Annotated in this window: 21 protein-coding genes; 14 read left to right on the top strand and 7 right to left on the bottom strand. The window is 58.0% G+C overall.

All coding sequences use genetic code 11. From position 1 onward, the window contains the following. The first annotated feature begins 65 nt into the window (after positions 1 to 65). Entirely contained in the window at positions 66 to 1,160 is a 1,095-nt protein-coding gene (locus IEN85_RS21900; RefSeq protein WP_191619234.1) for a C1 family peptidase, read from the top strand. Positions 1,161 to 1,261: 101 nt separating this feature from the next. Here IEN85_RS21900 and IEN85_RS21905 read toward each other — a convergent pair whose 3' ends face one another. The 3 genes from IEN85_RS21905 to tyrS form a co-directional block, all read right to left on the bottom strand. Continuing rightward, positions 1,262 to 2,386 (bottom strand): tRNA-queuosine alpha-mannosyltransferase domain-containing protein, encoded by a 1,125-nt coding sequence (locus IEN85_RS21905; protein ID WP_191619235.1) that lies wholly within the window; start codon positions 2,384 to 2,386, stop codon positions 1,262 to 1,264. A gap of 59 nt (positions 2,387 to 2,445) precedes the next feature. Next, positions 2,446 to 2,676 (bottom strand): FmdB family zinc ribbon protein, encoded by a 231-nt coding sequence (locus IEN85_RS21910; protein WP_191619237.1) that lies wholly within the window; start codon positions 2,674 to 2,676, stop codon positions 2,446 to 2,448. A gap of 110 nt (positions 2,677 to 2,786) precedes the next feature. Continuing rightward, complete coding sequence (gene tyrS, locus IEN85_RS21915; protein WP_191619238.1) at positions 2,787 to 4,076, bottom strand: tyrosine--tRNA ligase; 1,290 nt, start codon at positions 4,074 to 4,076, stop codon at positions 2,787 to 2,789. 140 nt (positions 4,077 to 4,216) lie between these two features. Between tyrS and yihA the strand changes: the two genes are divergently transcribed. The 3 genes from yihA to IEN85_RS21930 are packed head-to-tail and all read left to right on the top strand — an operon-like array spanning position 4,217 to position 6,961. After that, positions 4,217 to 4,864: a ribosome biogenesis GTP-binding protein YihA/YsxC gene (gene yihA / locus IEN85_RS21920; protein ID WP_191619239.1), complete on the top strand. Its 648-nt coding sequence runs from the start codon at positions 4,217 to 4,219 to the stop codon at positions 4,862 to 4,864. Positions 4,865 to 4,869: 5 nt separating this feature from the next. Beyond that, positions 4,870 to 6,336 (top strand): hypothetical protein, encoded by a 1,467-nt coding sequence (locus IEN85_RS21925; RefSeq protein ID WP_191619240.1) that lies wholly within the window; start codon positions 4,870 to 4,872, stop codon positions 6,334 to 6,336. 10 nt (positions 6,337 to 6,346) lie between these two features. After that, positions 6,347 to 6,961: a 3'-5' exonuclease gene (locus tag IEN85_RS21930; RefSeq protein WP_191619241.1), complete on the top strand. Its 615-nt coding sequence runs from the start codon at positions 6,347 to 6,349 to the stop codon at positions 6,959 to 6,961. Here IEN85_RS21930 and IEN85_RS21935 read toward each other — a convergent pair. Both IEN85_RS21935 and corA read right to left on the bottom strand, forming a co-directional pair. Continuing rightward, complete coding sequence (locus tag IEN85_RS21935) at positions 6,952 to 7,671, bottom strand: MBL fold metallo-hydrolase (protein ID WP_191619242.1); 720 nt, start codon at positions 7,669 to 7,671, stop codon at positions 6,952 to 6,954. The two genes, IEN85_RS21930 and IEN85_RS21935, sit on opposite strands and share 10 nt — an antisense overlap. 18 nt (positions 7,672 to 7,689) lie before the next feature. Beyond that, positions 7,690 to 8,859, bottom strand: a complete 1,170-nt coding sequence (gene corA / locus IEN85_RS21940; RefSeq protein WP_191619244.1) for a magnesium/cobalt transporter CorA — start codon at positions 8,857 to 8,859, stop codon at positions 7,690 to 7,692. 192 nt (positions 8,860 to 9,051) lie between these two features. Between corA and IEN85_RS21945 the strand changes: the two genes are divergently transcribed. Beyond that, positions 9,052 to 10,098, top strand: coding sequence for a sugar phosphate isomerase/epimerase family protein (locus IEN85_RS21945; RefSeq protein WP_224772782.1), 1,047 nt, complete (start codon positions 9,052 to 9,054; stop codon positions 10,096 to 10,098). Between the two features lie 44 nt (positions 10,099 to 10,142). Here the strand turns inward: IEN85_RS21945 and IEN85_RS21950 are convergent, their stop codons facing one another. Beyond that, the gene (locus IEN85_RS21950; RefSeq protein WP_191619246.1) at positions 10,143 to 13,559 is read right to left on the bottom strand and encodes a glycoside hydrolase family 88 protein; all 3,417 of its coding nucleotides are present in this window, start codon (positions 13,557 to 13,559) and stop codon (positions 10,143 to 10,145) included. A gap of 30 nt (positions 13,560 to 13,589) precedes the next feature. Between IEN85_RS21950 and IEN85_RS21955 the strand changes: the two genes are divergently transcribed. Both IEN85_RS21955 and kduI read left to right on the top strand, forming a co-directional pair. Then, positions 13,590 to 14,348, top strand: coding sequence for an IclR family transcriptional regulator (locus IEN85_RS21955; protein ID WP_191619247.1), 759 nt, complete (start codon positions 13,590 to 13,592; stop codon positions 14,346 to 14,348). Positions 14,349 to 14,416: 68 nt separating this feature from the next. Beyond that, positions 14,417 to 15,271: a 5-dehydro-4-deoxy-D-glucuronate isomerase gene (kduI, locus tag IEN85_RS21960; protein ID WP_191619248.1), complete on the top strand. Its 855-nt coding sequence runs from the start codon at positions 14,417 to 14,419 to the stop codon at positions 15,269 to 15,271. Positions 15,272 to 15,501: 230 nt separating this feature from the next. On the opposite strand, the gene IEN85_RS21965 is transcribed toward kduI, so the two are convergent. Continuing rightward, positions 15,502 to 17,613, bottom strand: a complete 2,112-nt coding sequence (locus IEN85_RS21965; RefSeq protein ID WP_191619249.1) for an FAD-dependent oxidoreductase — start codon at positions 17,611 to 17,613, stop codon at positions 15,502 to 15,504. Positions 17,614 to 17,909: 296 nt separating this feature from the next. On the opposite strand from IEN85_RS21965, the gene IEN85_RS21970 reads away from it, so the two are divergent. From IEN85_RS21970 to IEN85_RS22000, 7 genes are all read left to right on the top strand, one after another. Continuing rightward, on the top strand, positions 17,910 to 19,967 hold the full coding sequence (locus IEN85_RS21970; RefSeq protein ID WP_191619250.1) for a sensor histidine kinase: 2,058 nt from the start codon (positions 17,910 to 17,912) through the stop codon (positions 19,965 to 19,967). Beyond that, positions 19,968 to 20,603: a response regulator transcription factor gene (locus IEN85_RS21975; protein WP_191619251.1), complete on the top strand. Its 636-nt coding sequence runs from the start codon at positions 19,968 to 19,970 to the stop codon at positions 20,601 to 20,603. Positions 20,604 to 20,761: 158 nt separating this feature from the next. Next, the gene (locus IEN85_RS21980; RefSeq protein ID WP_224772783.1) at positions 20,762 to 22,180 is read left to right on the top strand and encodes a Gfo/Idh/MocA family oxidoreductase; all 1,419 of its coding nucleotides are present in this window, start codon (positions 20,762 to 20,764) and stop codon (positions 22,178 to 22,180) included. A 17-nt stretch (positions 22,181 to 22,197) separates the two neighbouring features. Further along, entirely contained in the window at positions 22,198 to 23,013 is an 816-nt protein-coding gene (locus tag IEN85_RS21985; protein ID WP_191619252.1) for a 3-keto-disaccharide hydrolase, read from the top strand. Positions 23,014 to 23,055: 42 nt separating this feature from the next. After that, complete coding sequence (locus IEN85_RS21990) at positions 23,056 to 23,595, top strand: hypothetical protein (RefSeq protein ID WP_191619253.1); 540 nt, start codon at positions 23,056 to 23,058, stop codon at positions 23,593 to 23,595. Positions 23,596 to 23,617: 22 nt separating this feature from the next. After that, a complete protein-coding gene (locus IEN85_RS21995; protein ID WP_191618541.1) occupies positions 23,618 to 24,961 on the top strand; it encodes a Gfo/Idh/MocA family protein in 1,344 nt (447 codons plus the stop codon). Between the two features lie 8 nt (positions 24,962 to 24,969). Continuing rightward, positions 24,970 to 25,725: a discoidin domain-containing protein gene (locus IEN85_RS22000; protein WP_224772724.1), complete on the top strand. Its 756-nt coding sequence runs from the start codon at positions 24,970 to 24,972 to the stop codon at positions 25,723 to 25,725.

The following is a 25,725-nucleotide window of genomic DNA, read 5'->3' on the forward strand; positions in this document are numbered from 1 at the left end:
TTTTTGTGCCGGGCTGAAGATACACTCCTGAAATCCGAAGTATATAGGGGATCCACTTCTTGCTCATGAAAAAGGACTTGCTGCTAATTTTCCTGTTTCTCTCATCCACCGTTTTCGCTGCGGATAGCTACGAGCAACTGGAAGTAGGGAGCGATATCTATCAAAGGGTGATTGTGCTCTCGTCCAACGCGTCATCCTTGTCTATCCGCCATTCGGGGGGCATCGCCCAAGTTCCTCTTTCAAAGCTGCCTCCGGAAATTCAATTGAAGTATGGATACGATGCTGCCCTTGCCGCGGATCGTGACGCGGCTTTGGCGGCTCAGCGCCAAAAGCAGGCGCAAGCTCAGCTCGACCGGATTGCGAAAGCGAAAGCTGCTCAGGCGCGAGAGGCTCGTCGCCTTGCGAGCGCTCGTGGCGCTTCTGCGAGTGGAGCCTTCGCCCGATTTGGAACGCAACCCGCTTTGCAAACGGAGGTCGATCTTCGAGATCGGTTTCGTCGGCATGGGATTCGCATCCGAAGCCAGAGCGGGCCGAGCTGTTCGGTACATGCGATCATCGCTGCTTTGGAATACCAGTTTGCCGAAGGTCATGGCCGCGCCCTCAACCTGTCTGAAAGTTACTTGATAAACACGACCTCGAGATCTCTAGGGCGACCGGACGCTGTGGGATTCGACTCGGAAACGGGAAGGCGCAACGGACTGGATTTGGGCTTCGCTTTGGAGCACGTTTTCCAAGCGATCCGTGGACATGGCCTAGCTCTCGAGCGATCACGGGAAGAGCGGCAATCCGATCAACCGTATTCGATATTGGATACAGTGGACTTTAGTCCGTTTGTTGTTCCCGGAAGCGGTTCGCGCCAAGGGATCGAAAACATTGTGCATGTTCTTAACGGAAACATGCCAGTCGTAGTGGGCGTATCTTGGCCTGCTTACTCGCGTATCGCTCATACGAGCGTGCTCGGCAAGCAGCCCGTTGCGCCAAACGGTGGCCATGCCGTGACGATAATTGGCTATCGTTGCGAGGATGGGAATATCGAAAACGCCAAGTTCATCTTTCGGAATTCCTGGGGCGATGATTGGGGCGCGGGCGGGTATGGATTTTTCACCTACGAGTACCTCATAAACAACCTCAACACTTGTTATGTAGTGGAGCTGAAGTAGGTCTCGTAGCGCTGAGCTTTAGCCAGCGTCCGCAGCGTATAGATCCTGTACCGTGGCCGACGACTAAAGTGAGGGTTGTCGCTGTGCTTCGGCGCTTCGGTTTACATCTGTTTCGCTGCTTGGGCGAAACTGTCGTCGTAGGGGGCGATGCAACGCTTCCAGTCGTAGCGGGCCATGGTGTCCGCGTAGGGTGACTTTTGTTTCCAGTGTCTCGATTGGATGAGGTTTGCCAGTTGCTTGATGGCTTGGGTTTGGTTTTCGTAGTAACTGTCTGGATACTCGTTTGGTGAAATGTGGTCCGGATAGGACAATCGTTTGGGCAGGATGGGATGGCAGCCGCAGTAGATGGCCTCCACCACGCTGCCGCCGAAGAAGTCTTGGCGGGAGGTGACGGGCAGGATGTCCGCCTTCCAAAGCCAAGTGGCGTAGTCTTCGAAGGTATCCGCTCTGCCATACGAGATGATGCGGCGGCCGAGCTTTTTGCGGGCGTGGGCGAAGTACTCCGGTTCTTCGTCGAAGCGGTCGCCGAGGAGCGCCACTTCGAAATCGATGCCTTGGTCGGCGAGGGCGAAGAGGACTTGGCAAAAGCCTCGCGGGTTTTTGTCGTATTCCCAGCGGTGGTTCCAGAGGAGGAGGGGGACTTTGTTGGGGACGCGCTTGCTCGGTTTGAAGGCGTCGAAGGCTTTTAGGTCCATGCCGAGAGGAAGGGCGAGACTCTTGGCGGCGATGCTTGCGATGGTGCTTTTGTTGCGGTGGTCGGGGTAGCGGTCCAGGAACTTGGGCAGCGCGTTTACGAAGGCGTCGCGATGGTATTGGGAATTGTAGTACACGTGATCCGCGGCAAGGGCGGTGGTGTAGTTGATGAAGGCATAGTGCAGGTCGCGGGACTTTTTTACGTCGGCGTCGCGAGGCGACCAGGGATAGCAGAGCTGGTTTTCGTGGAAATAGACGGCGGTGGGGGTGGAGGCGTAGCGGGTGCGGACGAGAGCAAGGAATACCGCGAAGTCGAGCATGTCGGTCGCGAGCAGGAGATCGTATTGAGTTTCTCGCGACAGAAGCTGGTTTGCCAAGGTGACGGCGGCTCCGTGCATGCGCCACTTCCAGCTGCGACCGGGCAGGGTGAACAGGTCGATCTGGTGGCGGGAGTGTTGTTGCAGCTCCTCCGCCCAGCGTTGGTGCGAGCCGGTAAAGAAAGGCTCGATGAGGGCGATTTTGAGGGGAGGCATGGTAGGAGCGAGCTTGCTCGCGATTGGAATTGAAAAATCGCGACCAAGGTCGCTCCTACCTAATTATGGCAGCCGCAGCCGCCACCGCCGCAGGAGTGTCCGCCGGAAGATGGAGTCGGGGCGTTGCCTCCTATGGAGAAGCCGTAACCGCCGACGATGACCCGCTTGATGGGCTTCCCGGTTTCGGGGTGCGCGGTGAGGGCGTCGTCCTTCATGCTTTGCTGGATCTCGAAGCGCTCTGGCTTCTCGTCAGCAGACTGGGGAATGGTCTCGTAAACGTAGGTGGCCATGGGGTGAAAGGATGAAGTATGAGGGTGGAAATATGAAGTTAGAAATCTTCTTCTGCTTCTTTATCTCCTTCTTCTCCTGAAAATTGAAGGAGAAGAAGATGAAGATTGCTCTACTCCACGATCAACGCGGCGTAGTTCTTTTTGCCGCGACGGAGCAGGATGTATTTGCCGTAGTGCACGTCGGCGGAGGTGAGCTGGTAGCCGAGGTCTTGCACGCGTTCGTTGTTCACGTTTACGCCGCCGCCTTGCAGGTCCTTCTTGGCCGTCTTGCGGGACTGGGAGAGCCCGGCGGTGACGAGGGCGTCGAGAATGGAGATGCCATCTTCGCTTTCCAACTCGGCTTTGGAGATGGTGGCGCTGGGGACCTCGCTGGCGACTTGGGCGAGGGCGTTCTCGGAAATGCCTTCGAGGCCGCCGCCGAAGAGAATCTTGGAGGCGTTGATGGCGTCGCTAGTGGCTTCCTCGCCGTGCACGAGCTTGGTCATCTCGAAGGCGAGGGCGCGGTGGGCTTCGCGGGCTCCGGGATTTTCGTTGTGGGCGGCTTCGAGGGCGTCGATTTCCTCGTGGCTGAGGAAGGTGAAGTACTTGAGGAACTTGATCACGTCGCGGTCGTCGACGTTGATGAAGAATTGGTAGAAGCGGTAGACGCTGGTGCGGGCGGGATCGAGGTAGATGGCTCCGCCCACGCTCTTGCCGAACTTCGATCCGTCCGCGTTGGTGATGAGGGGGAAGGTCAGGCCGTAGACGGACTTGCCGGCTTTCTTGCGGGTGAGTTCGGTGCCGACGGTGATGTTGCCCCATTGGTCGGAGCCGCCGATCTGCAGCTCGCAGTTGTAGGCGTCATTGAGGTGGAAGAAGTCGTAGCCTTGGATCAGCATGTAGGAGAACTCGGTGTAGCTGATGCCGGCTTCGTTGTCGCCGCCGAGGCGGGACTTGACGCTCTCCTTGGCGATCATGGAATTGACGGTGAAGTACTTGCCAGTCTCCCGCAGGAACTCGATGAAGCCTATGGGGCCGAACCAGTCGGCGTTGTCGACGAGGCGAGCGGTGTTCGGGAGCTCTTCGGAGAAGTCGAGGATCTTGACGAGCTGCTGCTTTACGCAGGCCACGTTGTGGGCGAGCAGCTCCTTGGTGAGCAGCTGGCGCTCCGCCTTCTTTCCAGAGGGGTCGCCGATGCTGCCGGTGGCTCCGCCGGCGAGAATGATGGGGTTGTGGCCGTAGTTTTGGAAGCGTCGCAAGGCGATGAGCGGAACGAGGTTGCCCACGTGCAGGGAGTCGGCGGTCGGGTCGAAGCCTGCATATAGGGTGATGGGTCCTTCTTCGAGACGCTTGGTGAGCTCTTCGAGCGCCGTGCAGTCTGTGTAGAGTCCTCTCCACTGTAGATCTTCCAAAATGTTCATAAGGCGAACGGTTTTGGGGAGAAATCGGGGAGGTGTCCAACGCGAAGTTTTGCGGGGTGCCGGAATTGCCGGGGGAGATGTCCGGAGACTCCGTGGACACTACCTTGACCTAGGAGGAGGGAGACCCTTTTGTCCGAAACATGAAGATCGAATCAGCGGAGTTTTTGACCAGCGCTAAGAATTTGGAGGATTGCCCGCGTTCTTCTTTGCCGGAGGTCGCCTTTATCGGGCGCTCTAACGTGGGGAAGTCGTCTCTGGTCAACATGCTGACCAAGCAAAAAGGCTTGGCGAAGGTGTCCAAGAAGCCGGGTGCGACCAAGCTGCTGAACTTCTTCACCATGAACAAGTGGTGGAACTTGGTGGACCTTCCCGGTTACGGCTATGCTCAGGTTTCGAAGGGCAAGCAGTCTGACTTCAACATTGCCGTGAGCGAGTACCTGATGGGGCGTCCTCAGCTGAAGCTGATCTGCGCTCTGGTGGATGCCCGCTTTGAACCGACTGAGATCGACCTTGGATTCTTCAATTGGCTGGAGGAATGCCCGGTGCCGCATGTAATGGTGTTCACGAAAACGGACGAAGTGCAGGAAGACGTTTGGAGGCGGAATATGGAGATTTATCGAGAGACCTTGGATGCTCTAGGGCTTCGCTCCGTGGAGATGATTCCTTGTTCCTCTGTCGAACGCGCCGGGCGTGGCGTATTGCTGCAGTACATACAAGGGGCCTTGCCCAAGAAACCAAAAAAGGGATCTGGCACCGGAGTGCAGCTTAACTGGCTGAAGAAGGGGTAGTTCTCATGAAGTCTTTGAAGATTGTTACTTTCCATATACTGTTTGTTGTTCTTTACTGTCCTCTTCTACTCTCTGGAAAAAACAGTTTTTCAGAAGTGTCCGATTTTTTGGATACGGATGGAACTTTTGTAGGATACGCAAGTTTCGAAGGGGACGGGGAGAAGCTAGCTGGAAAGTTGCAGGAACTGTATGCAGCTTTTTCCGAACACTTCCCGGCGCTTCGGGAGCAAGGTGCGAACTTCTCGGATCTCTTCGCTAGTCTTGGTCTGGATCGATTCCAAAGCGTGGCGGCCAGTTCTGTAGAACTCGAGAACCAGATCGTCAGAAACAAAACTGTATTGAGCTTTACAGATGAACCGGGCGGCATTTTCGAAATATTAGGAAAGCAACCCATTCGCTTTCGAGCTGCGGAGCTTGCTCCGGAAGATGCGACTTTAGCATACTCAATCCGGCTCGATGCTCAGGCAACCAAGGCGCTGCTGGACTCGCTTGTCGCATCGACGGGCTTAAGGGAGCTGAAGGAATCTTGGCAATCGCTTCTTAGTCGTCCTCTGCCGTACAGTGATATACAGACGATGGACGTGCTTTATGCGTTTTCTGGACAGATTGACATCGTCCAAAAACTCGAAAAACCGGATGGGCTAGACCCAGAGGTTAAGCTTTGGATTTCGATCGAGAATGCTGGGACTTTAGGGGCTCGTTACCTCGAGGACGTAAGTAAAGCTGGGGTCGTAAAAGAAGTTGAGACTGAGGACGGTCGCAGGATTTGGGACCTCTCAGCATTGTCGAACGGTGACACGGAAGCTTTTTATGCTTCCACAGAAGAGGCAACGGGGAATCTGATCCTATTTACGCACGATGGATGGGTCGTTCCTGGAGTGACGGACGGAGGTTTAGTGGGAACAGAAACGTTCCAAAGTTTCTATGCTGACCTACCCCGAAAAGCTCTCCTTTTCAGCTATAACTCCAGTTCTACAATTGATTTAATGCTTGGAGAGGTCATCCATTCGCTTAAGCAGGAAGAATTCAATGAGGTGGCCGAGTCCATCATAGATTTCGGAGTGGGAGATTTCACCAAACCGGTCGCCTGGGTCGTGTATCGATCTGAAAACCGTATCCATTCGATTGAGCACGCGGGCTACTCTTACAAGCAACTCTCCGTCATTCCAGCTCTTGCCATTTCGGGGGCGGTTATTGTGCCAACGGTGGGGCAATTTCGAGCTGTTGCCCGACGCAGTGCGATCACGAGCAACTTGCGGCAAATCAACATGGCTGCTGCACTCATCGTTGTTGAATCGGAGGCTGAGTCGATTTCTTTCGCTCAAATTCGAGAGAGCGAGTTGGGGGAGGGAATCAATTCAGTTGCGGGGGAGTCTTACGACCACATTGTCATCACTCCAGAGACGAAGCACATATCTGTTACGCTCCCAAATGGGGAAGTGGTTTCGGTCGATCTATTTCCTATTTGGTAGAAGTAGTTGTATGAGTAGAGCGGATACAGTGGTGGTGCTTGATTTCGAGACGACGGGGCTTTCTCCGGGCATGGGAGATCGGGCTATCGAAATCGGGGCAGTGCGAATCGAAAACGGGGAGGTGACGGGACGCTTTCAGGAATTGATGAATCCGGGGCGTCGTATCGATCCCTTTATCGAGGGTTATACGGGGATTACCAATGAGATGCTAGTGACCGCAGATCCTTGCGAGGTCGTGATGGAGCGTTTCTTCGATTTCATGGGAAGCAGCAATCTGGTGGCTCACAATGCCTCTTTCGACCAACGGTTTCTGGACGCGGAACTTGCTCGTATCTCGCAGCGTCGTTCCGGGGACTTTACTTGTTCGATGTTGCTGGCTCGGAGAATTTTTCAGGATGCGCCTAACCACCGGCTGAGCTGTCTCGTCGACTACGCGGGGATACCAACGGATGGGACGTTTCACCGCGCTCTCTACGATTCGGAAATGACGGCGAAGATCTGGCTCCGCATGTTGGATACAATCGGTGACCGACATGGGATATTCGATGCTCCCTTCGCTCTCATGCAAAAGCTCTGCAAGACCCCGAAGAAGTCGGTGCACACGTTTTTGGCCGCTTACTTGTAAGGAGCCGCGAAACCGGGGAAGGCGGGCTTGCTGGCGAGCTCGAGAAACCGAGCTTGCTGAACCTTAGGCGGAGCTTTGTCGCAATGGTTGCTAAGCATGCCTTCGACCTCGTGTTTTGCGATGAGTCGGAGGCTCCGCGGATAGCGCTCGGGACAGCTGTTGAGGAAAGAGGGTGGAAGAAAGGTCCGTTTGCTGCTTGTAGCGAACAAGTCGCCCGCAAAGAGCGTCTTGCGCTTCAGCCAATGAAAACAGCAGTGGCCTTCGGTGTGGCCTGGAGTATGTAGAACTTGGATGCCTCCACCGAAGGGAATCGATTTTTCGTGTGCGAGCGCGTGGGTTGGCTGGGGAGCCGTGAAGCCGAACAAGATGCGTCCACATTTTTGCAATAGACCGCAGGTACGCGAAATTCCGCGATAAGGGTAGCGTCCGGAGATGTGCGGAGCGTCAAGGGGATGGGCGTAGAGCTTTGCACCGCTCCTTTTTTGGATTTTTGCGAGGTTGTAAGTGTGGTCTAGGTGTCCATGCGTGAGCAGGATGGTTGTTATGTTTTCCCAACCGAGTCCTAGCTGAGACAAGCAATTCGAGATGTTTCGTATTCCTCTGAGAAAGCCTCCGTCGATGAGGCATACTTCATCGCCGTCAACCAGCAGGTAGGAACATACGAGGGCTTCCCGCAGTTGGAACAGGTCCGCTTGGAATTGTAGGATCAAGCTATCAAGAAACCGGCCCTACTTTTTGCCGATCCAGCCCTCGCGTTTGAAGTACCAAAGAAGACCGATGGTGGTGGTAATGCACAGTCCCCAGAAGACGGGGTAGGAATACTGCCAGCCGAGCTCCGGGATGTGTTCGAAGTTCATGCCGTAGATGCCGGCGAAGAAGGTGATCGGCATGAAGAGGCTAGCCATGATAGTGAGCGCTTTCATGACTTCGTTCATGCGATTCGAAACGACCGATATGTAGAAATCTTGCAGGCTGTTACACATTTCGCGAGAGCTTTCGATGAGTTCGATGATCTGCAGAGAGTGGTCGTGTACGTCTCGCATGAATACGCGGACTTTCTTTTCCACGGGCGAGGTCTCGTCGAAAGTGAGCTTGCTGGTGAGTTCGCGCACGGGCCAGAAGGAACGCCGTAGGGCGTAGAGCTCGCGCTTGATGAGGTAGATGTGCTGCTGGATGCTAGGCTTAGGATCTTCCATTGCCTGTTCTTCAAGATCGTTAAGCACGTCGCCGTAGCGTTCGAGGATGGGGTAGATGTTGTCGACGATGGCGTCGATGAGGGCGTAGGCGAGGTACCAGAGCGGGTAGCGACGGAATCGCGCATCCGGATTTTGGAGACGTGTGCGAATGGGGTCCCAAACGTCGCCTGGAGTTTCCTGGAAAGTGATAAGGGTGTCGCCGATGACGATTATGCTTACTTGCTCGCTGGTGAGGGCCTCGTTTTTGAGGCGTACCATATCGACGATGATGAGGGTGTGCGTATCGTAGAGTTCTAGCTTGGGACGCTGTGGGGTGTGGAGAACGTCTTCGGCCGCGAGGGTGTGGAACTCATAGGTTTTGCGCAGTTCGTTGATGATGAACGGGTGCAGGCCTTCGATATTGATCCATCGGAAACCACCCCATTCGGGGCGAGGGTGGGCGATGAGGTCGGTGACGTTGCGGAAGTCCGTTTTCTCGCAGCCGGATTTTCCGAAGTCGATACATTGGATGGGGATGGAGCCGTCTTCTGGCGGGACGTCCACGCCTTTGGCGTGTTCGATGCCGGGGGAGGAGGCGATTTTGCGGGCGACTGTCGGTTTGGGCGGGCGAACGAAGTGGAGTGGCGCGGATACGAGTTTTCCGATCGATGAAACGGCGTCAGTTAAATGGGACTGCAGGGTATTCTTTTTTTTCTTGGCCATTGTGCGTAGTGATGACGTTGCTCGTGTTTCAAAGCTACTCAATAATCGCTCGATAGCTAGTGATTTTTTTGGGCGTTGGCGTCTCCCGTTTCAACATAAAGGGCTCTTAGGTGAGCGTAGGGAACGGGAAGGGATTTGCTTGAAGCAGTTCGGATTGAGGGTGAGTTTAGCTAGCTACTGCCCCTGCACCTCATGAGTATGGACCGAAAAACCTTTGTTGCCCAGTGCGCGGCCTTGGCGGCTGCTGGAATTGTTGGAAAATCTGGATACGCGAAAAGTATATCGCCGAAACGTTCCGAAAACCTGAGTCTCCCCGGAAAGGAGGAGGAGCTGTTTGATATATCGCTTTCGCAGTGGTCCTATCACCGTGCCATTTTCGGTAAGTCGAGAGATAATTACGCCTGGTTTGTCAAAACGTTGGAAAGCGATCCGGATAGGGTTCTGCAAGGTTCCCTAGATCCTCGGGACATCGTTCGCAAGGCGAGCAGCCTTGGTGTTCATTTGGTGGACTTGGTGAACATCCTGTGGTTCGGCCATGGAAACGATGCTCCTTGGCTAGCTGAATTCAAGAAACGGGCTGCAGGCGAGGGCGTTAGATTCGGCGTTTTGATGTGCGATCAATTGCCGAACATCGGGGCGAGCGATCGACGGGTAAGGCAACGATCTATCGCCGAGCATATTCAATGGATGGATACGGCGGCTGAGCTGGAGTGTCGCTATCTGAGAGTGAATGCTTATGGTGATGGCTCCTATCTAGAGCTTTGCCGCAACGCTGCGGAAAGTTTGCACGCTCTGGGGGATGCGGCGAAAAGCAGGGGGCTCGAGGTGCTGGTAGAAAACCATGGTCATCCTAGCAGCAACGGCGCCTGGCTGGCGATGTGTCTGGAGATGGCAGGGCATTCCAAGGTGGGAGCCTTTACGGATTTCGACAACTTCTTCATGGGCGGTTGGGGTCACGTTCCTCAGCGCCGCTACGATACCTTGCAGGGCATGCTGGACCTGGCTCCGTTTACCCGAGCTGTGAGCGCCAAGTCTTACGATTTCGATGCGGCTGGCAACGAGACGACGGTGGACTTCGAGATTTGTCTGAGAACCGCCCTAGACGGAGGCTTCCGCGGCTTGGCGAGCGCTGAATATGAAGGGGAGCATTTGACTGAAGACGAGGGGACGCGCTTGACGGTGGAATTGCTCCGTCGTTTGAGGGCGAAGCTGTTTCTGGACTATCGCACCAAAAATTGAATACGAAAAAGGCTTGGCGATTCGCCAAGCCTTTTCGTCTGAAGCTAGAAGCCGATGCCGTAGATGTCGGTCTGGTAGTCTCGATAGGTGTAATAGTGGCCGCGCAGCCAGAGTACGTTCGTGCCACCGCTGTGTCCTCGAGGGACGAAGGGGCGCAGGTTGTCTTGGTCCGGGTCGAAGGTGAGTTGTTCCCACTTGGATACGGAGCCGGATGCATCGACGCGTCCGCGATACAGTTGGTAGCGTCCGGTGTCGTTGGGCATTCCGGTTTCAGGAATGACGTTGCTCGATATGTAGATCCTCTTCGTATCCTCGGGATCGATACTTATGCCACCAGCGTAGTGGCGTTCGCGATCGTAAAGATAGCTGCCGGCGTAGGCGATCTCATGTGTTGACCAGGTCTTTGAGCTAGGGTCCCAGTTGGCGGTCCAGTAGCGCAGGTCGCTGCCTTCCGATCCGTCGGGCGAGGTGATGAAGGCTGCGGTGAGCGTGCCGTCCTGGCCGTATTCGAGGTCATGGGTCCATCCGCGGCCGAAGGAATCGCCGCGATAGACGAGGGTTCCCTCCTTGGGGCGGATGGGATTGCCGGCTTGGATTGCATCAAGAGTTCGAATGATCGTACCATCGGATTGGTGGAAGGTGCCGTCGCTATAGTAGATGTGGTAGACGTTGTTGGCGCTTTCTTCTCTGGGGTGTCCGTCCGTATAGAGAATGTCGATACGGTTCGTGCCGTCGTTCGAGTACTTGCAGTAGGGGCGGACGCGGGAGTCGCCGGAACGCAGGTATTCGAAGCCGCCTTGCCAGGTTTTTCCGCCGTCGTCGGTCCAGGCTACGTTGGGGTTGAAACCGATGGCCCGGTAGAAGTTGTAGATGCGATCGTTTTCGCCGCTGAGCTTGTTGAGGTTTGCGTAGGTGGAGCGGGCACCTGCTGGAAAGCTTTGCTCGGTGCTGTCCCAAGTGCCGTTGCGCTTTTTGGCGAGGGATTCGATGCGGTAGTTCCAGAAGTCTTCGATATGATGGGTCGAGTAAGCGGCGAGAAGGGTGTCGCCGTGCACGACGAAGGAGGGGTTGTCGTGGTCGTCCTTGTCTTTCCAGGAACTCAGGGCGGCGGGTTCGTTTTGCAGGAAGCGGCCGCCGCGGGGATTGATGGCGTAGGAGTGGGCCCGCACCGTGCCTTGGTCGTCGACGCCGCCGAGGTAGAGCCTGTCGCCGTGCAGGATTGCCCGTTCGTCGTTGTACCAGGTCCAGGCGGCGTTGGGCATGATGAGCTTGGCTTCGTGTTCGGGGCGGATGCGGGCAAGGGTGTCGGCGTCGACCTCCATCTTGTAGAGCTCGCTGGCGGCCAGCAAGAAGGCTCCGTGGGTGTAGTCGATGGAGTTGTCGGGGCGCACTTGACGCGGCATGGAGTCGACGAGCTGGGCGAAGCCGAGCTTGCCGTGATTGTCCAATTTGCTGACGAGGCCTTGCCAGGCGCGGAGGGCGGCGGGCAAGTAGCTTTTTTCGTCGAGGAATCCGCGGTTGATTCCTCCCAGCAATCCATAGGCGAAGAAGGCGGTGCCGCTCGTTTCGGGAGTTTGCTCGAGGTCGGGGCGGTTGAGGTAGCTGCGCCACAGTCCGTCGGAGCCTTGGAGGGTGACGAGTTTTTGGGTCATCTCGCGGTAGAGTTGGAGATAGCGTGGCCGGTAGGGATCGTCGAGGGGCAGGTAGTCGAGCAGGCGAATCAAGCCGGCGTAGACCCAGCCGTTTCCGCGGGACCAGAACACTTTTTCGCTTTCGGGGACTGCGGCCCATTCTTCGGCCTGGCTAGTCCCGTCCGGAAAGAAACGGAGATCGCGATAGAATAGCTTGGCGTGCGGATCGTACAGGGCGTCGGTGGTATCCCAATACAAGTCGTGCATGAGCTCGAGGTAACGCGCGTCGCCGGTGGCGGCGTGCAAACGGGTGAGCACAGGCGGGGCCATGTAGAGGGCGTCGCACCACCACCAAAGGTTTCGCCCGGACCATTCCCGCTCTTGCAGGCCGAGGTGCCTGAAGATTTCTCCGCCGAGGTCGTCGACGGTGACGGTCTGCTTGCCGAAGTATTTTTCGATCTTGCTTTGCAGGTCCGCGATGTAGCGAGGGTCCGGTTTCTCCAAATAGAGGTCGAGCATGGTTTGGCCCATGCAAATGGTGTCGGCGTGAAAAAGGTTTTCTTTGATCTTCCAATCAGAGAGCTCGCCCCATTCGTATGCTCTTTTTCGATACGACTTGTCACCGGTGGCCTCGTAGGCTGCGAAGACTCCGGTGTAGAAGGTGCCGACCTTCCAGTCCTTGGCAATGTCGTCGCCGAACTCCTGATGCTGAAACTCGATGACTTTGTCCATGGCCAGCTTGATGAAGCTGGGAGAGGCGAGGGCGAGTTGCTGCAGGGAGGCGGCGGGTTCAGGATGGCTTTTGACAGGGAAAGGCTTGTCCTTCGTGGTGGCGTTCGGGCCGTGGCGAAGGCTTTGCTTGAAGCGTTCGGGAAGGGCTGCGGCATAGGTCTTGAGGTAGTCGGTCCATTCTGCTGAGCTGGTGATTTCGCCAGCTTTTTCCCAAGCGAAACCGGTGTAGTATGTGATGCGGCCGTTGACGTCGGTTTCGGTGGTGATGAGGATGTGGCTGCGGTCTTTCTCCTCTTTTTGCAGGTGCAGTACTTTATTGTCGCTGCGGTAGGGGACGATCACTCCCGTGCCGAGCCCGACCCCGTCGATGTTTTCCCAGGTGGCGACCCATAGGGATTGGGGATCGGAGTGAGTGGCAGCCTTGCCGTCGTGGGTGGCGCTGCCGATGGCGACTTTGGCTTTGGCAGGTTGTCCGTCGGTGAAGAGTTGGCTGTCGACGCGGATCAATTGGGATCCTCCCTCGACAGTGACGCGGCGCAGCTCGCGGACTTGTTGTGGGAGGCCGTCCCAGATGTATTCAAATTCCACTACGAATCGCTCAGGCGATTCGTCGATGATTTGGTAGCTGCGGTAGACGTTTGACTGGACGAGTTCGCCGTCGATGAAGAGGGCCAGCCCGCCAACTCCAAGGGAGGAGCCGACGTGGTAGGGGTCGTAGCCCTCGCCGTGGTCGGTGTGGTAGGACTTGCCGCTGGCGGCCTCGGCGTACCATTTGTCGATGATAGGCGATTCGACGCGCTTGAGCCAGGCGTCGAGGCCACTGTTCTCCCCGGACTGGAGCAAGGCGGGGCCGTAGACGCGAAAGGCGACTTTGTCGTTTTCGAAGGCGAAGTCGTCCTTGCGTTCTGGGACGAAGCGTCCTGAGGCAAAAGGCTCCGCCGGGAGCGACACGCTGAAGGCGGCCGTGGCAAGTGCGGCCGCGAGGATGCGGTAGGGGGCTAGCATGGCGGAGAGCGCTAGATCGTTTTTGCAGCCTAGGCAACACTCTTGTCCACTGAGGGTCGCTCCGTTCAAATGTGAATCGTTTTTCCTGTTCATATTCCGAGCCTCGGTCCATGGCTGTTAGGGATGCCTGAGTACAACATCCCAAACTTAAAGAATGCTTGTCGCATCCTTCGTTTTCTCGGCGAGCTGGACGTGAGCAAAAGCGTGACGGAGCTGGCGGAAGCGCTGAAGTTGCCGCGCACTAGCGTATTGAGGATCGTGAAGACTTTGGAGTCGGAAGGGTTCTTGCAGGACAAGGGAACAGGCTTCCAACTCGGAGGCGCTTTGGCTGCGTTGGGGATGAAGGCTGCGGGGAACGTTGACTTGAGGGCGGCGGCTCGACCGATCTTGGAAGCGTTGACGCGGGCTAGCAACGAGACGTGCCACTTGGCGATTTGGGACGAAGGCAGGGCTTTGATCGTGGAGGTGGCGGAGTGTCCGCATCCTTTGAGAGCCGCCTCCAGTCCCGGCACGCGAGCGTATGCGCACGCTTCCGCCACTGGCAAAGTGCTCTTGGCCAACAGGCATGCCAAGGAGCTCAGTTCGATCCTGCAGAAAGCGGATCGCGTCTCGCTGACCCCCAACACGATCACTAGCCTAGACGGGCTGAAGCGCGAGTTGGCTAAGGTGGTGAAGCTTGGGTACGCGATCGATGACGAGGAGTATCACGTGGGGGTACGTTGCGTGGCGGCTCCCGTGTTCGACAGCCGATCCGAGGTTTGCGCTGGTATCGGCATCACCGCTTCAAGCGCTCGCTTCACCAAAAAACGCACTCGGGAGTTTGCCCGCATGGTTCGCGAGTCAGCTGTTGAGCTGTCGCGCCTCCTAGGCGGGCACGATTAGGGCGAAGTCGCGTTGGCCCTAGAATTGGCGGGTTGACTCGCATTGCCTTTGGGCTCATTTTGGATGCTATGTTCAAATATGAATTTCCAGCAATCAGCTACCGCTTTTCTCCGAGCGTGGGCGAGTACCGCAGCTTTGGCACGCAGCAGCTTCGCGACAACTTCTTGATCGAGAAGCTTTTCGCAGACGGCGAGATCATCCTGCACGCCACGGACTTGGACCGCGCTATCGCGGGTGGCATCATCCCGACGGAAAGTCCCTTGAAGATCGGCTCGATCGACGCCTTGCGTTGCGACTACTTTTTCGAGCGTCGCGAGGGTGGCGTGATCAACATCGGCGGCGCGGGTACCATCGAGGTGGACGGGACCAAGTATGAAGTGGCCAATCGCGAGTGTCTCTACATCGGTCGCGGTTCGAAGGAGGTTGTATTCACTTCTTCTGACAAAGCGAATCCGGCAGCCTTTTATCTGCTGAGCTATCCGGCTCACAAGGAGTACCCAACGACGCATGCCAAGATCGAGGACGCGAACAAGTTGGAGCTCGGTTCCAAGGACACTTGCAACGAGCGCACGCTTTACCAGTACATCCACGAAAACGGCATCAAGAGCTGCCAGTTGGTGATGGGCTTCACGGAGCTCGCGGTTGGAAGCGTTTGGAACACGATGCCATCGCATACCCATTTCCGCCGCTCCGAGATCTATCTCTATTTCGACGTGTCGCCGGAAAATCAAGTCCTGCACTTGATGGGGCAGCCGGACGAAACGCGTCCATTGTGGATCAAGAATCGCCAAGCGGCCCTTTCGCCGAGCTGGTCGATCCACAGCGGCGCCGGAACGGCTTCCTACTCCTTCATCTGGGGCATGGGCGGTGAGAACCAGCGTTTCGACGACATGGACGGTTTCCCGATCAGCGACTTGAAGTAAGGGCGCTCCAAGTAACAATTTAAACAAAAAGGACGACCGGTGAAGGTTGTCCTTTTTTTGTGAATACGTACGGCTGCCGCTTGCGGCATGCCGCGATTCGTCTGAAGGGTGCTTCCCTTGCACTGCGGCGTGGCGACGAGCGCCAGCCCTACAAATTGCTTGGATTCGAGCCCTGTCGCGGGCTGAAGTGGGTGATGTCCCTGCGGTTGGTACCGCGCTACGGATACAGCTCAACCTTCCTTGATGAGGTAGGGGCCCCAGCCTTTTTCGAAGAACTCGCGGGTGACTTCGGGGGTGAGGTCCACGGGGAGCGAGCTAATGGGGAAGCGGTCGCCCACGCGCTTGACGACGAGTTTTTCCACTCGGTCTTTTTCCAGCTCTTCCTTGAAGCGGAAGCGGCTGAGATCCTCGTCCTTGGCCTCTGGGCATCGGGTTCCCTTGTCGTCGCAGATGGCGCGGGCTCCGCGACTGCCGCCGCCGTTTTGGATGTAGTGGTCGAGGGCCGTGAGCACGGCTTCGGAAACCATGGCCATGTGGCGCCAACGAAAGGCGCTGCCAACTAGGGAAGGGGAGGAGACGCGGAGTCCGTCGGCTTCCACTTCCTCGCGTAGCTTGCGGGCTGCGGCGAGAGCAGCAGAAACTTCGGCTGCCGAGCAGATGATGCCGGCGTGGTCGCTCATGCGGGCTTGGATCTCGCTTTTGACCTCGTTGGTGGTCTTGCCGTTGGAGGGATCGAGGAAGCTGGCAGCGGTCTCGAGGGCTTTGCTGAGCGCAGTGGTGACGTTAGCGGTGTCGGCTTCCCTTGGTTGGCGCTGTAGGCGGGAGCGCTTGATGGCGACGGCGACGCGCTTGCCGAAGACTTGGCCGGAGTTGAGGGCGGCTCCGCCGGGGCGGGTGACGCCGTGGCTGCCGGCGGCTTCGCCGACCGAGTAGCAGCCTTCGAGGGAGGTCTTGCCCCAATCGTCGATGAGGATGCCGCCGTTCATGTGCTGGTTGTTCATGGCGAACTCCAGCGGCTCCTTGCAAAGGTCGGTGCCGTGCATGCGGTAGAGCTCGATGGCGAGCGGGTTCATGCGTTTGAGGCGGTCGATGGGAAGCTCGTAGAGGGCTTCGTTGTTTTCGAGATAGGCGCGTACGTCGGGATCGAGGTCGTCGAGGGAGAAGGTTTCGCCTTCGTTGACAGGATCCGGATTGCGGAGGAAGTCGAGGTAGACTTTGCGGCCCGCCTTTTGCTCGAGGAAGACGGCGAGGTCCAGGAGACTGGAGCCGTAGTCGAGCATACGGGTGGAGTGGAAGGGCCATTGGTAGCCTTTGCGGAAAGTGTTGGAAACCATCTCCCGGGTGGTGCGGTAGTAGCGGGCGAGGAAGTTGTGCTCCTTGCCGTCCTCGTCGACTGAATACACGCGGGGCATCACTTGCACGTAGGTGCCGGAGAGATTCCAGGGAAACGTGGTGCGTGGGGTGCCGATGCCGAATTGGCTTTCGGTAACATTGGTCAACTCGATGCCAGCTTCGAGGGCGATTCCCAGGCCGCCGTGGCAGTGATGTGGATACACGGAATCGCGGTAGAGCTCGCCCGGGCCGCCGGTGGCGATGACGAGGTCTTGGCAGGCGAGGAAAACGAAGCCGTAGGGATTGCGCTTTTCGGGGCGGTGGGTGGCGAGCACGCCGACAACGCGTTCGCCGGTTTCGGTCTTTTCCTTGACGATCTGGATACCGCTGCAGCTGGAGAGGATCCGCATGCCGAGGGTGTTGGCTTCGTCGAAGAGCACCTTCACCATGAGCTTGGAAGTGCGGGGTCCGCAGCTGGTGGCGCGGCCCGCTTCGTCGTGGTCGGTCTGGTAGCGAAGGATGGCTCCGCGGTCGTCGTGGGGGAGCGGGAGTCCCATGAATTGGAGTCCGCCGATGGCGTCGATGGATCCGACCGCTTCCACGTAGGCGGTGGAGAAGTTCATGCCGCCGCCGGCGCAGAGGCTTTGGGCGTACTTGAGGAAATTGTCGCCCTTGTAGTCGGTGCTGGCGGTGTAGAGGGTTTGCTTGTCCGAGCCGGAGCAAGCAGAAGTGCCGGCGAAGAGTCCGGTGCTGGCGACCAGCACGTCGATGCCGCGGCGCTTGGCTTCGACGGCAGCCCGCATGCCGGCGGCTCCGCTGCCGAGCACGAGCGTTTCGCAGCGGTAGACGGGGATGGTCTCGCCCGCGACCTGCAGGGTTTCCTCGCTGGGAGGCACGTCCTTGACGCTCGGCATGTCGACGCGGGTGAGGCGGTCAAGGATGTCTTGGGGAATCGTTTCGAATCCGTCCTGTTTTGCGGATGCGGGGGGCTGGCTTTTGTCGGAACTCATAGCGTTGTGGCTCCGATGCTTGGTCGGTATTTCCAAAATTTCAATCTTTGAGAACCCCAAAAAGTGTTAAAAATTTTCTTAAAGGACAAAAATAGAGACAAAAATAAAGTTTAAGGAATAAAAATGAGGGGTTTTGAGATGATTTGTAAAAATGCTTCAGCGATTGTGGTGGCGGGTTTGTAGGTCTTTTTTTTGGCGGATCCTTAGGGCACGGGTAGTGGAATAGAAGCGGCTCGATGGCGAGGCGTTCACTTTTGACTCGATGCAAGGGATGGATTTCGAGATTGAAGACAGCAATGGTTTGGAAACGGCTTACGAAAGGGGCAGCGGTTTTGCCGATTTTGCTGATGACGGGGCAAGCTTGCTCTGAGACATTGCTGGAAAAACGGGCGATCGATCCGAACTCTGTTCCCTTTTGGAATATCCCCGCGACTTTGGAGTCCCTGGATGAGGAGTCGCAGCGCTTGCGGCAGCGTCTGGAGGAGTTGCCCAGCTTGGAGGACAGCCTGCAAATCGACGCTTACGGCTACCACAGCAGCTACTTGCCGCGGGTAGACACTCTGCCGGACAAGCCCCGTTGGACGGTGACGATCGAGGTCCCGCACAAGGGAGGAGTGCAAGAGATCTATCTGGTTCCCGCAGCGGATCGGCGGGAGCCGAACATGCCGGGCTACGGTTTCCCGAAGCGGTTTCAGATCAAGGGGATCGACTTCGATGGGGTGGAGCGTTTGCTGGTGGACTACCGGGGCAAAGACTTTCCGGATCCAGGGAGGTTGCCGGTTCGTTTATTGCTGGAGACGCGTCGCTACGAGAGTATCGTTTTAGAGGTCTATCGCGGGCAGGTGGAGGTGAACAAGGAGTTTTTCGCTCTGGACGAAGTGGCTTTGCGGGCGAGCTTTTATCTGTGGCGTCTCAATAAAGTGAATACGTCGGGGAGCTTTGACGCGCCTCCCTTTTGGAGTTCGGATTACTTGATCGACCAGAAGACGAGCATGGGCTTGCCGGTGCAGCCGCATCCGGACGGTCGACAATACGACCAGGATTTCGTGAAGCGCTTCGACGGGGTCGTTTCCGAGCCGATTGTCATCGAGCTTGATTTGGGAGAGAACCGCAGGAACGGGGAATTGGTGCTTTATCCGGCCCAGCCTCCGGAAGGTGTATTTGTTCCTGGATACGGATTTCCGGGCACGATGACCTTTGATATTTTTCGGGACGTCGAAGGCTCGGAGGAACGGAAGCACTTGTTCGGTGGCTGGCCGGTGGATTTGCAGAATCCTGGCAACAACATAATCAGACTTCTGCTTGGCGGGCGGGAAGGGCGCTGGCTGCGGCTGACCTTCGAGGACTTTCCCGTTTATCAGGGAGCCTCGACCTTCGGCTTCGGGGAAATCGAACTCACCGAGGCGAGGGAATCGATGTCGAGAGGCGCGCGGGTCACTTCTCCGTCGTTGCCGGATTCGGATCAAGAAGCCTTGCAGCGGCTGACCGACGGCCTTTCAGGAGGGCGCACGGTGATCCCGCTACTGCCTTGGTTGGACGAGCTTTCGGCGCGTCGGGACCTGCAGGGAGAGTTGGACGACATCGAGGGAGCGAAGCGATCGCTTTCGAGGAGATGGAGCGAGGGAATAGAGCTAAGCTTGTCCGTCGCTCTTTGGGGGGGGGCATCCGTGTTGCTGGTGGTGGTGGGAGTGGGAGCGCTTCTGCAGCGGCGGAAGTTTGCTGCGCTCCGGCGTACGATCGCCAAGGATTTGCACGACGAGGTGGGCAGCAACTTGGGAAGCGTCCGCTTGGTGGCGGAGCGTTTGCAGCAGGACACGAGTGGCCCCGATGCCCAGAGGGATTTGAGCGACTTGGTACTGATGGCGAGAGAGGCTTCGGCGTCCTTGATGGACGTGGTTTGGATGACCGACAAGCGTTCGCTCAAGATGTCAGAGCTCGTTCCCAATCTCAAGAAGCGGGCGGAACGGGTGCTCAGCGGGGTCGAACTGGAGGTGAAGATCGAGGTGGAGCCTCCGGACCTGGAGGTGCCGCTCGCGGTGAGGCGGCAGTTGATGTTGTTCTTCAAGGAAGCCGTGCACAATTGCGCCCGGCACTCGGGGGCGAAGAGGGTACGGCTGGAAATTGAGTTGAACGGGAGCTCCTTTCGCTTGGAGCTTTGCGACGATGGTTGTGGCTTCGACTCTGCTGCATTGCGGGACGGTTGGGGAATCGACAGCATGCGAGATCGGGTGGAGGAGTTGCATGGTACCTTTATTTTGAATACAAGCCCTGGCAAGGGCACCACGGTTGGCTTTACCATCCCGCTTAAAGGATTGCTTAAGGTTTACCGTTCCGGCTATCAAAGTTCGAATTAGATGACACCTGTTAACATATGGATTGTTGAGGACGATTCCGGCTACCGTCGAAATCTCCAGATTTCGTTGCAGCGGCAGGACCACATTACCTGCAGTCGCACCTTTCCGAATTGTATCAAGTTTTTGGAGGCGATCGAGTCCGGGGAACGTCCGGATGTGGTGCTGATGGATCTTGGCCTGCCGCAGATCGGCGGCGTGGAAGGAATCGAGCGACTCAAGGCTATCGATCCTGATGTGAGCGTGCTGGTTCTCACGGTGGAGGAAAAGAAGGAGATGGTAATGCGTGCTCTCGACGCGGGGGCCATGGGCTATCTGCTGAAAGCTTCCAGCGTCCAAGAGATTGTGAATGCCTTAGAGCAGGTGATCAAGGGGGGGGCAGCCTTGGGTGCGGGCGTTGCGAAGCTGGTCTTGGGCGAAGTGCGTAAACCGGTGGTGCGCGAAGATTTTGGGCTATCGGCTCGCGAGATTGAAGTGTTGGAGCAATTGGCGGAGGGGCTTTCCTCGAAGGAGATTGGGGCCAAGCTTTCTATCAGCACGGCTACGGTGAACTTTCACCTGGGGCGGATATACCAGAAGCTGGACGTTCAGTCCCAGACGGGAGCGGTGGCCAAGGCGTTGCGCAGCGATTTGATCTAAACGGTGTACGTGGCAGCGCTTCGGCAAAACTAGCAGATCGACTAGTAGACGGATTTGCGGGGTGTTGGTATGCTTCACCTAGACTTGAGGAGCTGCGCGCTTGCGCCGCTGCGAGAGTTGTTGCGACGAATTGAATATCATCACCCCAAAGTCCCCCCATGGCACCCTTGAATCGTAGAAGCTTCCTCAAGAAATCCGCAGTGGCCGGCGCCTCTGCTTTTATCCTGCCCCGTTTCAGCATTGGCAAGGCGGGGATCCCGGCCAACAGCAGGCTCAATATTGCCATGATTGGGGCCGGAAATATAGCCGGCATGGCCTACAACGGATGCAAGGGGGAGAACATCGTTGCTCTAGCGGACGTGGATTCGAACATGTTTGGGCAGTTTCGGGAAGATCATCCCGAGGTCTTGAAGGCTAAGCGCTTCGCCGATTTTCGCGTGATGCTCGACAAGATGGGAAAGGAGATCGACGCGGTTTGCATCAACACGCCAGACCATACGCACTTCGCTGCGACCATGCATGCGATGGAGATGGGGATGCACGTTTGTACCCAGAAACCGCTTACGCATAATATTTGGCAGGCTCGCACCCTGCAGAAGGCGAAGAAAAAGTACAAAGTCGTCACTAACATGGCGGTGCAGGGCCACACTTATGACGGCATTCGCCAAATGAGGGAGTGGTACGAGGCGGATGTGTTTGGACAGATTCGCGAGGTGCACTCTTGGATCCAAGGTCCGGATTGGCGGCCATTCGAGGAGGGGCGTTGGTACTGGCACAAGCCGAGCCAGCTTCCGATGAAGAAGGATCCGGTTCCGGCCCATCTCAATTGGGACCTATGGCTGGGCCCCAACGCTGCGGATACCGAGTTCAGCGAGCTTTACCACTCCAAGAGCTGGCGCGGGTTCAACGCGTTCGGCAACGGATTGTTCGGGGATTGGATGCCGCATATCTCGGATGCTCCGGTTTGGATTCTCGACCTTTACGAGCCGGTCGTCGTGGAGCTGATTCGCAAGGAGGGTGGCAACGAGGTGGTTGTGCCCGACGGGAACACGGTAAAGTGGGAGTTCAAGAAGCGCGGTTCCAAAGCGCCCTGTACCTTCTACTGGCACAATGGCGACGAGAGCTTCATGCCAAAGACCCCCGAAGGCTGGACTTGGGGAGAAATGCCGGATCGTGGGACCATGTATTTTGGCGACAAGCAACTCGGCTACACCGACGGCAGATCCAACAACCCTCGCCTTGGAAACAAGGAAGCGATGAAGGAATTCAAGAAGGCCGGGTATCCAGACGAGAAATACGATCGCGTCGAAGGTGGTCCCTTTGAGGAATGGGTTCGAGCGATCAAGGGCGATGGACCGGAGCCAGGCGCCAATTTTGACTACGCGGCTCCTTATACGGAAATGATGCTGATCGGCGTCTTGGCTGCCCGCTTTGGCGGTCGCATCGAGTGGGATCCTAAGCGTGGCATAACCAACCGACCCGAGCTCAACGAATACGTGCGTCCGAGCACGGTGCGGGAAGGTTGGGACTACGGGAAGGATCTTTGGAGGAAACGGTCCAAGTTTGCCGTTTCCTAAGACGTATTGACGGTTTCATGACATCGAGAGTGTCCAGCTTCGGGTCCGTTTTTTTGCTCGTGAACCTCTTCTGCGGGCAAGTTCGAGCAGAGTCGCTTTTCGACGGCTCTACGCTAGCGGGCTGGCACATCATGCAAGTTTCTGAAAAGGATCCGTACTATGCGACCGATGAGAACTTTTATGTCGAAGATGGCGCGATCGTTTGCCGTCAGCTGGACAACCAAAAAGGTGGCCTGCTGCTAACGGACGCGACCTTCATCGACTTCGAGCTGAAGCTTGAGTTCATGTCTGACTGGGGCTGCGACTCGGGGGTGTTTATCCGCTGCACCGACCGGGGGGAGGGGATTCAGATCATGAATGACTACCTGCCGGGTGGAAACGTTGGGAATCTCTTTGGCCAGGGAACGGGCGGCTACCTTTCGCGACCGATCCAGCTCGAAGAAGAGTCGGGGCGCATCGTAGCCCGCGACAGCTACGATGGAGAGGAGATTGACGGCCTCCTCTACAGTATCGGCGCCGCCGCTTGGAACCAGGTTTGGAAGGAAGGGGAGTGGAACGCCTTGAAGATTCGTTGCGTAGGTGCCGAGCCGCGTATCACTACCTGGGTGAATGGAGTCAAGGTCATGCAAATGGATGGTCGTGTCTTCCGCGCTCGCCACCTGAAGGACACGAATCAAAAAAACTGGAACGCGCCGTCTACTTGGGATCGCGAGTCTGTACAGGCCATCACGGGAAATGCCGGCAGCGTCGCTCTGCAAATCCATCCCGGAAATCGCTGGAAGGCGGGCGGAGTGGTTCGCTACCGAAATATCCAGATCACTCCACTGAAGTAAGTCTTTCCTCCCAAGTTATCTCAGTTTTGTATCCAAATTATCATGCAAGAACGTAATTCCCCCGAATCCCCCTTCCAACTCGACGCCCTGGGCGCGTCCTTCGCCTTCCTCGTCTTGCGGCTGTGGCTGGGCGCGCGCTCGCTGCTGACCGGCCTGGAGAAGTTCGCCGGCACCGAGACGGTGCAGCGCCCGCTGCTCGACGAGTTCGGCGAGCCGGACATCTCCGGGGCCATGGTCAACGTGAAGGAGAAGGTCTACGGCTTCTCGCACTACCACGGCCTGCCCGAGCCGCTCTACGACAAGTTCGCCGCCGAGCCGCTGATGCCCACCTGGGCGCTGGACCTCTACTCCGGCGTCCTCGGCTGGATCCTGCTGGCCCTGGGCGTCCTGCTGCTGGCCGGGGCCCTGCCGCGCCTGGCCCTGCTGGCCAGCGGCCTGGTCTACGTCTCCCTTTCCGTCGGCCTGGTGCTGCTGAACGAGAGCGGCGGGGTGGCCTGGCTGGGCACCCACGTCCTGCTGGTGGCCCTGGCCCTGGCTCTCGTGAAGTACAACCGCTGGGCCGTCGCCGGCGACAAGCTCTAACCCCTTACCGACCCCCGATACCATGACCCAAGACAGCAAGACCAGCCTTCCCGGCGCCCCGCTCGCCCGCCGCGAGTTCGTCAAGAACAGCCTCGTCGCCGCCGGCGGCGTGATGCTCGCCCCCGCCTTCGCGCGGGCCCAGTCCTCGCCCGCCGGCGAGATCAACGTGGCCCTGGTGGGCCTGGGCGTGCAAGGCCGCGTGCTGCTCGACGCCATGCTCAACGTGCCCGGCCTGCGCTTCCGCGCCGTGTGCGACATCTGGGAGTACAGCCGCACCTACGGCCAGCGCAAGCTGGCCAAGGAAGGCTTCGAGGTGAACGCCTACCAGGACATCGAGGACATGCTGGAGAAGGAGAAGGACCTCGACGCGGCCATCGTCGCCACCCCCGACCTCTGGCACGCCCGCCACACCAACCTCTGCCTGAAGGCCGGGCTGCACGTCTACTGCGAGAAGATGATGGCCCGCACGGTGGAGGAGGCCCGCTCCATGGTGCTGACCGCCCGGGAGACCGGCAAGCTGCTGCAGATCGGCCACCAGCGCCGCTCCAACCCCCGCTACCAGCACTGCTACAACAACCTGATAAAGAAGGCCAAGATCCCCGGGCGCATCACCAACCTCAACGGGCAGTGGAACCGGGCGGTCACCCCCGACGTGGGCTGGCCCAAGAAGTACGCCATCGACGAGGCCACGCTCAAGAGGTACGGCTACGCCGACATGCACCAGTTCCGCAACTGGCGCTGGTTCAAGGACCTCTCCGGCGGGCCCATCTCCGACCTGGGCGCCCACCAGATCGACATCTTCAACTGGTTCCTCGACGCCTATCCGAAGTCCGTCTTCGCCTCCGGCGGGGCCGACTACTACCCCTCGCGCGAGTGGTACGACAACGTGATGGTGATCTACGAGTACGACACTTCCTACGGCCCGGTGCGCGCCTTCTACCAGACGCTCACCACCACCTCAGCCGGCGGCGGCTACTGGGAGTACTTCATGGGCGACGAGGGCTCCATCAAGTTCTCGGAGAACCCGAGCCTCTCCAAGATCTACCGCGAGGAGCGGGCCCCCAGCTGGGACAAGTGGATCGACCTGCACTACCTCACCCAGTCCGAGGCCCCGGCCCCGGCCAAGGACGCCAAGGTGGACGTGCGCGAGACGGCGCCCCTGGCCCAGTTCGACATCCCGGTGGCCCTGGACAAGCCGCCGCACCAGCCGCACCTGGAGAACTTCTTCTCCGCGATCAAGGGGGAGGCCAAGCTCAACGCCGACGGGGAGCACTCCTTCAAGAGCGAGGTCGGCATCTTCCGCGTCAACGAGGCGGTGGCGGCGAGGCGCGTGCTCGAGTTCCAGCCCAGCGACTTCGAGGTGTAGAAACAAGGGTGGGACGTCCGCTCCGCGGCCGTCCTGCTGCCCGCGGAGCGGCCAGCCCACCCGTCGCCCGCGGAGCGGCCGACCCACCTGAAACAGATAATCCAAATTACCGAATTATGAAAAAGACATTGCTGACCCTGGCCGCCGTATCCGCGGCCTCGATACTGGCCGCGGCCGACAAGGCCCCCATCGAGCTGGACTACCCGGCTCCCTTCCTCTCCGGCACTCCGGTGCCCATCGTGCTGCCCAATCTGGAGTCTCCCGACGCCCCCCAGCCCACCGTCCTGGCCCCCGCCGGGGTCTCCAACATCGCCTTCGGCAAGGAAGTCACCTCCTCGGACGACTTCCCCATCATCGGCGAGCTCGAGCTGGTGACCGACGGGGACAAGGAGTCGGAGGAAGGCTACTTCGTGGAGCTGGCCCAGGGCCCGCAATGGGTGCAGATCGACCTGGAGAGCACAGCGACGATCTACGGGCTCGGCCTGTGGCACTTCCACACCCAGAAGCGCGCCTACGTGGACGTGGTGGTGCAGCTCTCCGACGACGAGTCGTTCGAGAGCGGCGTGACGACGGTCTTCAACAACGACCACGACAACTCGCTGGGCTTCGGGGCGGGCCGGGACATGGCCTACGTGGAGACCAACAAGGGCAAGCTGATCGGCGCGAAGGAGACGAAGGCCCGCTACGTTCGCCTGTACTCCGACGGCAACACCAGCAACGAGATGAACCACTACGTCGAGGTGGAAGTCTTTGGAGAGTACTAG

Origin of the sequence: Pelagicoccus enzymogenes (assembly GCF_014803405.1) — a bacterium.
In the GTDB taxonomy this organism is placed as follows: domain Bacteria; phylum Verrucomicrobiota; class Verrucomicrobiia; order Opitutales; family Opitutaceae; genus Pelagicoccus; species Pelagicoccus enzymogenes.